The organism is Nocardia sienata NBRC 100364, assembly GCF_001613205.1.
Taxonomy (GTDB): domain Bacteria; phylum Actinomycetota; class Actinomycetes; order Mycobacteriales; family Mycobacteriaceae; genus Nocardia; species Nocardia sienata.
Genome location: NZ_BDBX01000004.1, coordinates 190,978 through 203,173, shown reverse-complemented (window position 1 = coordinate 203,173; position 12,196 = coordinate 190,978). Strand labels below are relative to the sequence as shown.

At 67.9% G+C, this 12,196-nt stretch carries 13 protein-coding genes; 6 read left to right on the top strand and 7 right to left on the bottom strand.

Annotated elements, in window-relative coordinates; all coding sequences use genetic code 11:
• Window positions 1-24 precede the first annotated feature (24 nt).
• Window positions 25-732 carry a hypothetical protein gene (locus NS4_RS03935; RefSeq protein WP_063058082.1) on the top strand — a complete coding sequence of 236 codons (708 nt, stop codon included), beginning with the start codon at window positions 25-27 and terminating at the stop codon, window positions 730-732.
• Between the two features lie 219 nt (window positions 733-951).
• On the top strand, window positions 952-1,365 hold the full coding sequence (locus NS4_RS03930; RefSeq protein WP_063058388.1) for a PaaI family thioesterase: 414 nt from the start codon (window positions 952-954) through the stop codon (window positions 1,363-1,365).
• A gap of 78 nt (window positions 1,366-1,443) precedes the next feature.
• Here the strand turns inward: NS4_RS03930 and NS4_RS03925 are convergent, their stop codons facing one another.
• Window positions 1,444-2,208 (bottom strand): SDR family oxidoreductase, encoded by a 765-nt coding sequence (locus tag NS4_RS03925; RefSeq protein ID WP_063058081.1) that lies wholly within the window; start codon window positions 2,206-2,208, stop codon window positions 1,444-1,446.
• A gap of 193 nt (window positions 2,209-2,401) precedes the next feature.
• Here NS4_RS03925 and NS4_RS03920 point away from each other — a divergent pair, with 193 nt between their 5' ends.
• Window positions 2,402-4,033, top strand: a complete 1,632-nt coding sequence (locus NS4_RS03920; RefSeq protein ID WP_063058080.1) for an ABC-F family ATP-binding cassette domain-containing protein — start codon at window positions 2,402-2,404, stop codon at window positions 4,031-4,033.
• Window positions 4,034-4,115: 82 nt separating this feature from the next.
• Complete coding sequence (locus tag NS4_RS03915) at window positions 4,116-4,349, top strand: helix-turn-helix domain-containing protein (RefSeq protein ID WP_030520514.1); 234 nt, start codon at window positions 4,116-4,118, stop codon at window positions 4,347-4,349.
• A gap of 84 nt (window positions 4,350-4,433) precedes the next feature.
• Here the strand turns inward: NS4_RS03915 and NS4_RS03910 are convergent, their stop codons facing one another.
• The 4 genes from NS4_RS03910 to NS4_RS03895 form a co-directional block, all read right to left on the bottom strand.
• On the bottom strand, window positions 4,434-5,396 hold the full coding sequence (locus NS4_RS03910) for an MvdC/MvdD family ATP grasp protein (protein WP_063058079.1): 963 nt from the start codon (window positions 5,394-5,396) through the stop codon (window positions 4,434-4,436).
• A 12-nt stretch (window positions 5,397-5,408) separates the two neighbouring features.
• A complete protein-coding gene (locus tag NS4_RS03905; RefSeq protein WP_063058078.1) occupies window positions 5,409-5,840 on the bottom strand; it encodes a hypothetical protein in 432 nt (143 codons plus the stop codon).
• Window positions 5,841-6,049: 209 nt separating this feature from the next.
• Window positions 6,050-6,466: an acyl-CoA thioesterase gene (locus tag NS4_RS03900; RefSeq protein WP_063058077.1), complete on the bottom strand. Its 417-nt coding sequence runs from the start codon at window positions 6,464-6,466 to the stop codon at window positions 6,050-6,052.
• 39 nt (window positions 6,467-6,505) lie between these two features.
• The gene (locus tag NS4_RS03895; RefSeq protein WP_063058387.1) at window positions 6,506-6,928 is read right to left on the bottom strand and encodes a cupin domain-containing protein; all 423 of its coding nucleotides are present in this window, start codon (window positions 6,926-6,928) and stop codon (window positions 6,506-6,508) included.
• A gap of 147 nt (window positions 6,929-7,075) precedes the next feature.
• Here NS4_RS03895 and NS4_RS03890 point away from each other — a divergent pair, with 147 nt between their 5' ends.
• The gene (locus NS4_RS03890) at window positions 7,076-7,582 is read left to right on the top strand and encodes a MarR family winged helix-turn-helix transcriptional regulator (RefSeq protein WP_063058076.1); all 507 of its coding nucleotides are present in this window, start codon (window positions 7,076-7,078) and stop codon (window positions 7,580-7,582) included.
• A 28-nt stretch (window positions 7,583-7,610) separates the two neighbouring features.
• Here NS4_RS03890 and NS4_RS03885 read toward each other — a convergent pair whose 3' ends face one another.
• Complete coding sequence (locus NS4_RS03885) at window positions 7,611-8,177, bottom strand: TetR/AcrR family transcriptional regulator (protein WP_030520508.1); 567 nt, start codon at window positions 8,175-8,177, stop codon at window positions 7,611-7,613.
• Between the two features lie 264 nt (window positions 8,178-8,441).
• Window positions 8,442-11,246 (bottom strand): aconitate hydratase AcnA, encoded by a 2,805-nt coding sequence (acnA, locus tag NS4_RS03880; RefSeq protein ID WP_063058075.1) that lies wholly within the window; start codon window positions 11,244-11,246, stop codon window positions 8,442-8,444.
• 347 nt (window positions 11,247-11,593) lie between these two features.
• Between acnA and NS4_RS03875 the strand changes: the two genes are divergently transcribed.
• Complete coding sequence (locus NS4_RS03875) at window positions 11,594-12,190, top strand: Rv1476 family membrane protein (protein WP_174552063.1); 597 nt, start codon at window positions 11,594-11,596, stop codon at window positions 12,188-12,190.
• The last annotated feature ends 6 nt before the right edge of the window (window positions 12,191-12,196 follow it).

Genomic DNA, 12,196 nt, shown 5'->3' with positions numbered 1-12,196 from the left:
GACGCCGATCTCGAGGAGGTTCGAATGTCCGAACTCGCCACTGTGCGCATCCCCCGCCCGTACGAGGCGGCATTCGAGTCGGCGTGTTCCCGGTTACGGTCCCTGCAGCCGGAGCATCCCCGGGTCTATGCCGCCGCGGCCATGTCCGAACAGGGCAAGCGGCGCTGGTGGGCCCTGTCCACGGGTCTGCGTGAGGGCCGGATCGACCTGATGTACCGACGGCACGCCGCGGAGATGATCAGTGCGACCGCCGCCTCGGAGGTGGTGGCCACCGCACTCATCCATGCCGTGCTCGGCCGGGTCGCCGCGTTATGGGTCGCCGACGGCCGGGCCTGGGATCCCGGGCTGGAGAATGTGTGGATCCACACCGACAACGACGGCGGTATCGACTGGGCGGGCCTTGCCGACACCACCATCCGGGTGGTGGCCGGCGATCCGTTGGAGGGCTCGCCCGGGGTGGTCTCCCTGCCGTGTGAGCGGGCGATGTGGGTGTGGCTGGCCTACCGTTGCGAACCCTCGCTGCTGCTCATCCAGGGAGCGCTGGCCCGGTCTGCGGGGCTGAGCCCGCGCCGGTTCTGGGCGCTGGTGGCCGAATCCGTTTCGGGGGCCACCACTTATGTTCCGGACCTGGCCCGCACCGACCCGGTGGCGGGAGCGCGCCGGGGGCAGGGCCTCCTGCGGGCACTCGAGGGTCGAGGTATGGCGGTCCGGCGCGCCCAGCGTGTTGCTTAGTTAGGTAAGCCTGCCCTATAGTTGAATCCGGCGTACGGATCGCGCGAGAGTCCCGAGGGCTGCGGTGACCCCCGATCCAATGCCTGCGGCGGGCTCCATCTCCCGAGGTGGGGTCCGCCGCTTTCTTTTCGCCGGTGACCACCGGCCCGTGCGCCCCGGCCGGGACCCGCATGCGATTGTGGAGCCATGACCGAACAGCAGACCCGCCCCCCGATGTCGATGGCCGATCTCAGCGCCGAACAACTCAACGAGATCAGCAGGGGGACCTTCGCGGATCTGATGGGCCTGCGCGTGACCGAGCTGGGACCCGACCGCGTCCGCGGTGAATGGACCGTCACACCGCAGTTGCACCAGCCGGCCGGGATCCAGAACGGCGGGGTCCTGTGCACCGTGGTGGAAACCCTGGCCAGCACCGGCGGCGCCGCCTGGTACGGCGAGCGCGGCGTGGTGGTCGGGGTCAACAACAACACCGATTTCCTGCGTGCGGTGCGCGACGGGAAACTGGCCGCCGAGGCCACCCCGCTGCACCGCGGCGGTCTGCAGCAGCTGTGGCAGGTGGTGATCACCGACGAGGACGGGCGGCTGGTCGCGCGCGGCCAGGTCCGGCTGCAGAATCTGCCTCATCGCTCCTGAACAAGGACCGGCCGAGGGGTCGGTGGAACACCGAGGGCCGGGGCAGTGTCCGCACTGCCCCGGCCCTCGTCGATCGATTCAGATACCGCCGGTCGACAGCAGCCCGCCGTCGACCCGCACCGTCTCGCCCGTGATCCAGGCCGCCTGATCGGAGGCCAGGAACGCGATCAGCCGCGCCACGTCCTCGGGCGAACCGAGCCGCTTCATCGGGTACACCTGCGCGGCGGCCTCTTCGTCCGCCGAGTACAGCGCGTCGGCGAAACTGGTCTTGACCACACCGGGCGCCACCGCGTTGACCCGGATCTTCGGGCCGAGCTGCCAGGCCAGCTCGTCGGTGAGCCGGATCAGCGCGGCCTTGGAGGCGCCGTAGGCCGCGATGACGCCGGTGGAGCGGATACCGGCCACACTGGCCACGTTCACCACGGCGCCGCCGTGCTCGCCCATCCACGCCTTGTACGCCTGCTGGATGTAGCCGAGCGCGGCCACGACGTTCACGTCGAAGATCTTGCGCACCGCGTCCAGATCGGCTTCCATCAGCGCGCCGTAGACCGGGTTGATCCCGGTGTTGTTGATCAGGATGTCCAGCGAACCGAACTCCGCGACCGCGCGCTGCACCGCGGCGGCCCGTGCCTCGTCGTCGCCGGAGTTACCGGCCAGGGCGACGACCTCGCCCTGGTGTCCCAGCGCCCGCAGTTCGGCGGCCGCCTTCTCCAGTGGTTCGGCCTTGCGCGCGGTGATCAGCACATTCGCGCCCCGGCTCAGCAGCTCGGCGGCCACCGCGTGGCCGATACCGCGGCTGGCTCCGGAGACCAGCGCGCTCTTGCCCAACAGATCGGTGCTCATATCCGGGCACGTTACCGTGCGCACCGGTGACCCCGGCGAGCGCGGATCACCCCGGCCGCCGGGGACGGGGCAGTGTCGTGGTCCGGGTAAAATCGGTGGTTCCGTGTCCGGAGACATCCGATGATCGGTGGATGGGCCCGCTATCGGGCGCCCCGGGCCGCTGCCCCCAACCCGTGTTTCCTAGGAGATATCTGTGATCACCGCGACCGACCTCGAGGTCCGGGCCGGCGTCCGCACCCTGCTGTCCGCGCCCGGACCGGCGCTGCGGGTACAGGCCGGCGACCGGATCGGCCTGGTCGGGCGTAACGGCGCCGGTAAGACCACCACGCTGCGCATCCTGGCCGGAGAAGGCGAACCGTATGCCGGGACGATCGTGCGGTCCAGCGATATCGGTTACCTCCCGCAGGATCCGCGCGAGGGAAATCTCGACGTCCTGGCCCGTGACCGGGTGCTCTCGGCGCGCGGATTGGATGCGCTGATCCGCGATATGGAGAAGCAGCAGGCGCTGATGGCCGAACTGGCCGACGAAAACGAACGCGAACGCGCCGTCCGCAAATACGGCCGGTTGGAGGACCGCTTCTCCGCGCTCGGCGGTTATGTGGCCGAGAGCGAGGCGGCGCGGATCTGCAACAGTCTCGGCTTACCGGACCGGGTGCTGGATCAGGCGCTGCGTACGCTCTCCGGCGGTCAGCGGCGGCGAATCGAACTGGCGCGCATCCTGTTCGCGGCCTCCGACGGCAGCGGCGGCCGTTCCGACACCACCCTGCTGCTCGACGAGCCCACCAACCACCTCGACGCCGATTCCATCACCTGGCTGCGCGGTTTCCTGCAGAACCACGACGGTGGCCTGATCGTGATCAGCCACGATGTCGATCTGCTCGCCGACGTGGTCAACAAGGTGTGGTTCCTGGACGCGGTGCGTGGCGAGGCCGATGTCTACAACATGGGCTGGCAGAAATATCTCGACGCCCGTGCGACCGACGAGCAGCGCCGCCGCCGCGAGCGGGCCAATGCCGAGAAGAAGGCGTCTGCGCTGCGTGCCCAGGCCGCCAAGCTGGGCGCCAAGGCCACCAAAGCCGTTGCCGCGCAGAACATGGCCAAACGCGCCGATCGGCTGATGGCCGAACTGGACGAGGTACGCGTGGCCGACAAGGTCGCCCGGATCAAGTTCCCCGAACCGGCCGCCTGCGGGAAGACGCCGCTCATGGCGGAGAACCTCACCAAGGTCTACGGCTCGCTGGAGATCTTCACCGGCGTGGATCTGGCAATCGACCGCGGCAGCCGCGTGGTGGTGCTCGGGCTCAACGGCGCGGGCAAGACCACACTGCTGCGACTGCTGGCCGGCGCCGAGGAACCCACCGCCGGGGGCCTCGTGCCCGGTCACGGCCTCAAGGTGGGGTACTTCGCGCAGGAACACGACACCCTCGACGATTCGGCCACGGTCTGGGAGAACATACGTCATGCCGCGCCGGACGCCGGCGAACAGGACCTACGCGGCCTGCTCGGCGCCTTCATGTTCACCGGGCCCCAACTGGAACAGCCCGCCGGGACACTGTCCGGCGGTGAGAAGACCCGGCTCGCGCTGGCCGGCCTGGTCTCCTCGGCGGCCAATGTGCTGTTGCTCGACGAGCCCACCAACAACCTCGACCCTGTCTCGCGCGAGCAGGTTCTCGACGCGCTGCGTACCTATGCGGGCGCGGTCGTCCTGGTGACCCACGATCCGGGCGCCGCCGAGGCCCTGAACCCGGAGCGGGTGATCTTGCTGCCGGACGGCACCGAGGACCACTGGTCGGCCGAGTACCTGGAATTGATTCAGCTCGCGTGAGTTTCATCACAAGAACTCATTGCCGGATGGTCGCCGAGTGCTTAGCCTGAGAGTGACGCTGCTCGGCGACTCGGAGGAAGCCATGGGCGACAGGCCGGTACAGAGCAAGAGCACATTGGGCAAGGGCACCCGGGTCACGGGTAAGTCACGGGATCGCCTACAGACCCAGTTGAAGAAGCAATACGAGGCGGGGGCGAGTATCCGGTCGCTGGCACGTGCGACCGGCCGCTCCTACGGGTTCATTCACAATGTGCTGACGGAGTCGCATGTGCAACTCCGCAGCCGCGGCGGCGCCAACCGCCGTAAATCCCGCTAGCCGCACCGTATCCGCAGGCTCCGCCGCCGGGACGGCGTACCCGGCGGCGAGTGGCCGCATGCGGATCGTTCGGCGGGGCCGTATTCACCAGCCGGGTACGGCGCCGTCCCCGTACACCAGGAGATTGGCGAGGCTGGTGAAGAGGGGTAGCCCGGTCTTGATCTCGAGATAGGCGAATTGCCCCTGCGGGTTGACCTCGAGGAAGTAGAACTCACCGTCGAGGCCGACCCGCAGATCCAGGACACCGAAACTCAGGCCCAGCGTGCCCATCAGCGTCGCCAGTGATTTGCTGACGGCGGCCGGTAGCAGGGTGGGGACGAAATCGACCGAGGTATCGAGCCGGGAGTCGATACGTCCGGCTCCGGTACGGGAATCGATGCGCACTGCCCACTCCTGCCCGTCCACCCACACCACCCGCAGATCGCATTCCGGATCGATATAGCGCTGGAAGGTGGTGGGCGCCCAGCGGATACTGCCGAGCCGGTCCAGATCGGCGGTCCCGAGCAGGCGGGTTTCGGAGAATTCGGCACGGGAGGTGCCGGTGCGCTTGAAAACGACGCGGCTGCCACAGGTTTCGATGAACTCGCGGGCCTCGTCCGGATCGTTGGTGACCAGTGTGTCCGGGACCGCGCAGCCGGCTCGTCGCGCGGTATCGAGTTGCACGATCTTGCGATGGGCGATCCGGTCGTTGCCGGGATCATTGACCCATTGGGCGCCCAGCGACCACAGCAGGCCCTGGACGAAAGCGTCGCATTCGGCCTGGCGGTAGGCGTTGTCGTCGGCGCGGACCCCGGCCGGTACCGAACTCGGGTGCGGGCGGCGCCACCAGACCGATCCGACCTCGTCCAGACCGGCCAGACCCGCCAGTGACCGTTCGACCCCGGCCGCCCCGAGCCGGAAAGTACCCGGCTCGCGCGGGAAATCACGCAGATCCAACCGGAGCGGCATCATTGCGTGCTGTTCGCGCAATGTCGCCACCATGGCCGCGGCGTGCAGATCGTCGGCTTCGGAGACGATGAGGACCCCGCGGGCCTCCAGGGTGCTCATCGCGCCCGCCGTTCAGTCGAAACTGTCGCTGTGGACGCCGTCGTCGCTGGTGTTGCGCGACCTGGTCTGGGCGCAGGTGAACGTCGCGGGGAACTCGGGTTCACCGGCGAGGTCGAGTCGCCGCGCCCAGGCTTCGGTGAGACGGCGCAGCTGCCGGTCGCCGAAGGCCTCCGACGGCGGCGCCGCCAGGGTCATCGGCCGCTCCGCGACCTCGATACGCAGGCGGCGGGTGAAATCGGCCGTGACGCCGGCTCGGATGTCGACGTGCACGCGCCGGCCGGTGGCGTGCTCCTCGGCGAACCGGATCGCCAGCACATCGCCGCGACAGAAGGTCCACGTGCCGTCTGCCACCCGGACTCGGATCTCGCGGTCGGACTCGCCGACCAGGACACCGGTGAGAGTGGCGACCGCACCGCGTTCGGAGGTGTGGAGGGCATCGGTCATCTGGATTCTCCGATCTTGCCGGCGGTGTGCCACGACCCGAGCGCGTCCGGATCATAACGCCGCGTGGCGGCTCCGGAAGCCGATATGGCCGGATTACCCCTGTTCGGAAACCCGACCTTGCTTTCGCGGAACCTCCTGCCGCGAAAGTTTTCCGGACGCCGGGTGTTCGCTGCCGCCTCGATTCGTTCCCCGTCGCGCTCTCCGGTCGGTCAGAGGCCGAGCATGTCCGGATGCGTGGCCAGTTCGCGGAACCGGCCGGGCGGATCGGCGACCAATCGGCGAGCGTCCAGATCCAGCAGGCCGCCGACCACCGATACCTCCGCCGAGAGAGTGCCGTCGGTGCGGATCATCTCCTGCCGGATGCGATAGGTCTTCCCGCTACCCCACTCGAAGGCGCAGGTGACCCGGAAGTCGTCGCCGCCGCGCAGCTCGCGCCGGTACTTGATGGTGCTCTCCAGAACCACCGGCCCCACTCGTGCCGCCACCAGTTTGTCTGCCTGCAGGCCCGCCGCGAGCAGGCACTCCCAGCGGGCGTGTTCGGCGTATTGCAGGTAGACCGCCTGATTGACATGGCCTTGGACATCGAGTTCGTAGCCGCGGACGGTTACGGGGACGGAGAAGGTCATAGCGGTGCGAACCCCTCGGGCAGCACCGTTGTTCCCGGTTCAGCTCCGCTGGGCATTGCGCTCCTGCCACCATCGGGGCGCATCGACGAAGTGGTTGTCGTATTCGTCCTGGGATGCGGCGAGTTCGTCCAGGGTGGCCTCTCCGCGCGCGATGCGTTCGAGCAGCCGGAAGTAACCGAAACGCTGGACGCCGGGCATGAGGGCGATCAGGATGCGAGCCCCGCTGTCGGGGGTGGCACCGAAGGCGTGCGTGGTCGTCTTCGGTACGAGGGCCGAGCCGCCCGCGCCGATGGTGAGGAAACGGTCCCCGGCCATCAGCTGCAGTTCGCCGTCGGCGACGTAGAAGAACTCGTCGGAGCGGGTGTGGAAATGCGGTGCCGCGCCGTCGGCGCCGCGGCCCATGGTGACCTCCAGGGTGCTCACCGCGCCGTGGGCTTCTTCGGCGTCGATGAGCAGCCGCATGGTGACCGATTCGGTGTGCAGCGTCTCGGCGTCACCGGGCTGCCGGACGGCGAGGGGATGGGGCGCGGTGTCCATGGTCGCTCCTTCAGTAATTCGCTCTCGTATAATTCGCCACCGAACTATATGCCGACGAATAGACTTGTGTCCATGTCCGAACTCGAATCAGACGCGATCGCTGCCATCGAACAGCAGTGGCGACGGGAACGTCCCGATCTGGACTTGGCGGCGATGGTGGTTTTCGGCCGGCTCGGCCGGCTGGCGGTCGTGGCCGAACGTGAGATCGAGGCGGTTTTCCTGCGTCACGGCCTACGCGGGGGAGAGTTCGATGTGCTGGCCGCATTGCGGCGGGCCGGTGACCCGTTCGAGCTCAATCCCTCCGCGCTCGCGGACACTCTGATGCTGTCGCGCGCGGGAATGACGGGGAGGCTGGACCGCTTGGAGGCGGCCGGCTACGTCCGGCGCGTCGCGGACGCGGAGGACCGGCGGGCCGTGCGGGTGGCTCTGACCGATGCGGGTCGGGAACTGGTCGACATCGTGGTCACCGAGCACACGGCCAACGAGACGCGTATGCTCGCGGCGCTGACCGCGGCCGAACGGCGGGAACTGGACCGGATCGCCAAGAAACTGCTCACCGCACTGGAATCCGGGAACTGACCGCGCATCTGGTCGCTCTGCGAAGCGCTCAGGGGCGGCGGCGCACCGAAGCCTCCACCAGATCCAATACGGCGGTGAGGTTTTCGTTGGTGTGCCCGGAGGCGATCCGGGCGATGAGACCGTCGAGTACCAGATCGAGATAGCCCAGCAGAACATCGGTGGGCACATCATCGCGCAGTGCCCCGGCCGCTTTACGGCGCTCGAGGCGGGCCAGGGTGGCCGCGGTGAGTTCGGCCGACCGCTGGGTCCAGCCGGCCCGGAACTCCGGATCGGTGCGCAGCCGCCGGGCGATCTCGAGCCGGGTGCCCAGCCAGTTGTACTCCTGCGGGTCGGCGAGCATATCCCGCATCACCTGCACCAGACCCTGATTGGCCGCCACCTCGGCCATGCGCTCGGCATCCTCCTGAGCGAGGGCGAAGAAGAGCGCGTCCTTGTCCCGGAAGTGATGGAAGATCGCGCCGCGGGACAGGCCGATGGCGTCTTCCAGACGCCGGACGGTGGCGCCGTCGTACCCGAACTCGGCGAAGCAGCGCCGGGCGCCGTCGAGTATCTGTGAACGCCGGGCAGCCAGATGATCGTCGCTGACCTTGGGCATCGTGCTCCTTCAACGGATATACGAACCCCGCGCGGCGGATTCACCGCGCGGGGCCATCAGATTACGAGCGAACGAACAAGTGACGTGCCGACGCCCTCGCCCCCGGCCGGGAGCGAGCCTTACGAGCGACGTTCGCGCCCGTCTCCTCGCCTGCGGACCCCGTAGCCTGTGCGCTGTAAACGCGAGTCTCGGGGTCGCGGGCGAGGAGAGCTCGGGGGGCGCGAACACGCGCCGCCGGAGGCGGCGCCATCGAGCACCGCGCGATCAGGACCGGATCATGTTCCGCAGGACATACTGCAGGATGCCGCCATTGCGGTAGTAATCGGCTTCACCGGGGGTGTCGATCCGGACCACCGCGTCGAACTCGATCTTCGAGCCGTCGTCCTTGGTCGCGGTGACGTGCACGGTGGACGGGGTGGTGCCCGCGTTGAGCTCCTCGATGCCCGCGATATCGAAGACCTCGGTGCCCGTGAGACCCAGCGACTTCGCCGATTCGCCCTCCGGGAACTGCAGCGGGATCACGCCCATACCGATCAGGTTCGAGCGGTGGATGCGCTCGAACGATTCCACGATCACGGCGCGCACGCCCAGCAGGCGGGTGCCCTTGGCGGCCCAGTCGCGGGAGGAGCCGGAACCGTACTCCTTACCGCCCAGCACGACCAGCGGGATACCGGCCTTCTGGTAGTTCTGCGAGGCATCGTAGATGAACGCCTGCGGCGCGCCCTCCTGGGTGAAGTCGCGGGTGTAACCGCCCGAGACGTCGTCGAGGAGCTGGTTGCGCAGCCGGATATTGGCGAAGGTGCCGCGGATCATCACCTCGTGGTTACCGCGCCGGGAGCCCAGGGAGTTGTAGTCCTTGCGCGCCACGCCGTGCGAGTCGAGGTAATCCGCGGCCGGGGTGCCCGGTTTGATGGCGCCGGCGGGGGAGATGTGGTCGGTGGTCACCGAATCGCCCAGCAGGGCCAGGACCCGCGCGCCCTTGATATCGGACACCGGTTCGGGCTCCAGGCCCATCCCGTCGAAATATGGAGCCTTGCGGACGTAGGTGGAGTCGTCCTTCCACTCGAAGGTGTTGCCCTCCGGGGTGGGCAGGCTGCGCCACCGCTCGTCGCCCTTGAAGACATCGGCGTAGGACTTGGTGAACATCTCCTGGTTGATCGCCGACTTGATGGTGTCGTCGATCTCCTGGGCCGAGGGCCAGATGTCCTTCAGGAACACCGGGTTGCCCTCGGTGTCCGTGCCCAGTGGGTCGGTCTCGAAATCGAAGTCCATGGTGCCCGCGAGCGCGTAGGCGATGACCAGCGGCGGCGAGGCCAGGTAGTTCATCTTCACGTCGGGGGAGATGCGGCCCTCGAAGTTGCGGTTACCCGACAGCACCGCGGTGACGGTGAGGTCGTTGTCGTTGACCGCCTTGGAGATCTCCTCCGGCAGCGGACCGGTGTTGCCGATGCAGGTGGTGCAGCCGTAACCGCCCAGGTAGAAGCCGAGCTTCTCCAGGTACGGCCACAGGCCCGCCTTCTCGTAGTAATCGGTGACGACCTGCGAACCGGGGGCCATGTTGGTCTTGACCCACGGCTTGCTGGACAGGCCCTTCTCGACCGCGTTGCGGGCCAGCAGGGCCGCGCCGATCATGACCGAGGGATTGGAGGTGTTGGTGCAGGAGGTGATACCCGCGACCGCGACGGCGCCGTGATCGAGGATGAACTCGCCGCGCTCCTCGGAGACGACCTTGATCGGCTTGGACGGCCGGCCGTCGGCGTTGTTCGCCGCGGACTGCACATTCACCGCGCCGTCGTCGGCGAAGGACAGGGTGGCCGGATCGGAGGCCGGGAAGGTCTCCTCCACCGCCTCGTCCAGCTTCGAATGCGGTGTCGGGTGCTGGTCCTCCACGTAGTTGTGGATGTCCTTGCGGAAAGCGATCTTGGACTCGCTGAGCAGGATGCGGTCCTGCGGGCGCTTCGGGCCGGCGATGGAGGGCACCACGGTGCCCAGATCGAGCTCCAGGTACTCGGAGTAGGCGGGTTCCGAGGCCGGGTCGTGCCACATGCCCTGTTCCTTGGCGTAGGCCTCGACGAGCGCCAGCTGCTCCTCGGTGCGGCCGGTCAGGCGCAGGTAGTTGATGGTTTCTTCGTCGATCGGGAAGATCGCGGCGGTGGAACCGAACTCGGGGCTCATATTGCCCAGGGTGGCGCGATTGGCCAGCGGGACCTCGGCCACGCCCTGGCCGTAGAACTCGACGAACTTGCCGACCACGCCGTGCTTGCGCAGCATATCGGTGACGGTGAGCACCACATCGGTGGCGGTGACGCCGGGCTGGATCTCACCGGTGAGCTTGAAGCCGACCACGCGCGGGATCAGCATGGAGACCGGCTGGCCCAGCATGGCGGCCTCGGCCTCGATACCGCCGACACCCCAGCCCAGCACGCCCAGTCCGTTGACCATGGTGGTGTGCGAGTCGGTACCGACGCAGGTGTCCGGGTAGGCCTGGCCGTTGCGGACCATGACGGTGCGGGCCAGGTACTCGATATTGACCTGGTGCACGATACCGGTGCCCGGGGGGACGACCTTGAAGTCGTCGAACGCGCCCTGGCCCCAGCGCAGGAACTGGTAGCGCTCGCCGTTGCGCTCGTATTCGAGCTCGACATTGCGCTCGAAGGCGTCGGCGCGGCCGAAGACGTCGAGGATGACCGAATGGTCGATGACCATCTCGGCGGGGGAGAGTGGATTGACCTTCTCCGGGTCGCCGCCGAGGGCCGCGACCGCCTCGCGCATGGTGGCGAGGTCGACCACGCAGGGCACGCCGGTGAAGTCCTGCATCACCACGCGGGCCGGGGTGAACTGGATCTCGATACTGGGCTGGGCGTTGGGGTCCCAGTCCGCCAGTGCGCGGATATGGTCGGCGGTGATGTTCGCGCCGTCCTCGGTGCGCAGCAGGTTCTCGGCGAGAACTTTCAGTGCGTACGGGAGTTTCTCGGTGCCGGGTACGGCCGAGAGCCGGAAGATCTCGTAGGAGTTGCTTCCGACCTCGAGGTTGCCCTTGGCGCCGAAAGTATCGATACTTTTCGTCACGTCAGCTCCACTTGTCGGGTGTGCGGACGCCGTCGGCGGGGCTGTGCCGGCGGCGGTACGTCTCTGGCATGAGGTGCCGGCCCGGGAAGGCGCCGGTTCCCCGCGGTTCCCAACCCTAACAGTACGCTTGTCCTATGAAAATCGCGGGGCGGTCTGTCGAGGCGGTCGGGCGGCGCGCCCGCGCTCGGGCGTGCCGGGTGTCGAGTAACCGCTCAGGCGTCGCGTAATCTGCTCTCGAGCTGGTCCGAGTTAGCCGGGCGGTACCACGGGTACCCCGGCAGTTCGTGCCAGTAGCGCAACCCCCGTCGCTTCGCCAGACGATGCGGCTCGACCAGACCGGATGGAAGATGACCGTCACCCACACCTCGGCCTTCTCCCTCAAGGCCACCAAGCTGCCGGATGGGTTCGATTCGAAAACCCTCGATGAGGTTCGGATCGATCTCGCCGACAACGGCGTGGCCACGCCCGAGGACGACGACCAGAGCGAACTGGCCGCCATCGTGGCCGATGCGCGGGCGCACGGCATCGATCTGAGCATCGTGGTGCTCGACGGCAATCCGGGGCACGACTCCGAACTGCGTGACCTCGCCACCGAGGTGGCCGGATTCCAGCACGGCACCGTCGCCGTCTTCAGCGACGACTGGATCGGCACCACCAGCGATTCGATCAGCCGTGTCCGGTTGGAGTGGGCCGAGGACAAATCCAAGTTCACCGGCGGAAAGACCGAACAAGCCGCCCAGACCCTGGTGCACCGCCTCGAGCAGACACCGACGGTGAGCTGGACCGAGATCACGATCGCGCTCCTGGCCGGTCTGGTGCTGACAGTGGGCGGTCTGTACTGGGTCAAGGCCCGCCGCGCGGGCGGGTCACCGCCCGTGGATGCCGTGCCGGGCCCGCGTACCCAGCGCACCGAAGATCCGGAGCTGGAACCGGCCGCACGATAACCGCGG

Coding starts and splice junctions, on each gene's coding strand:
- NS4_RS03935 (WP_063058082.1), top strand. CDS start 25: ATGTCCGAACTCGCCACTGTGCGCATCCCCCGCCCGTACGAGGCGGCA.
- NS4_RS03930 (WP_063058388.1), top strand. CDS start 952: ATGGCCGATCTCAGCGCCGAACAACTCAACGAGATCAGCAGGGGGACC.
- NS4_RS03925 (WP_063058081.1), bottom strand. CDS start 2,208: ATGAGCACCGATCTGTTGGGCAAGAGCGCGCTGGTCTCCGGAGCCAGC.
- NS4_RS03915 (WP_030520514.1), top strand. CDS start 4,116: ATGGGCGACAGGCCGGTACAGAGCAAGAGCACATTGGGCAAGGGCACC.
- NS4_RS03910 (WP_063058079.1), bottom strand. CDS start 5,396: ATGAGCACCCTGGAGGCCCGCGGGGTCCTCATCGTCTCCGAAGCCGAC.
- NS4_RS03905 (WP_063058078.1), bottom strand. CDS start 5,840: ATGACCGATGCCCTCCACACCTCCGAACGCGGTGCGGTCGCCACTCTC.
- NS4_RS03900 (WP_063058077.1), bottom strand. CDS start 6,466: ATGACCTTCTCCGTCCCCGTAACCGTCCGCGGCTACGAACTCGATGTC.
- NS4_RS03895 (WP_063058387.1), bottom strand. CDS start 6,928: ATGCGGCTGCTCATCGACGCCGAAGAAGCCCACGGCGCGGTGAGCACC.
- NS4_RS03890 (WP_063058076.1), top strand. CDS start 7,076: ATGTCCGAACTCGAATCAGACGCGATCGCTGCCATCGAACAGCAGTGG.
- NS4_RS03885 (WP_030520508.1), bottom strand. CDS start 8,177: ATGCCCAAGGTCAGCGACGATCATCTGGCTGCCCGGCGTTCACAGATA.
- NS4_RS03875 (WP_174552063.1), top strand. CDS start 11,594: ATGACCGTCACCCACACCTCGGCCTTCTCCCTCAAGGCCACCAAGCTG.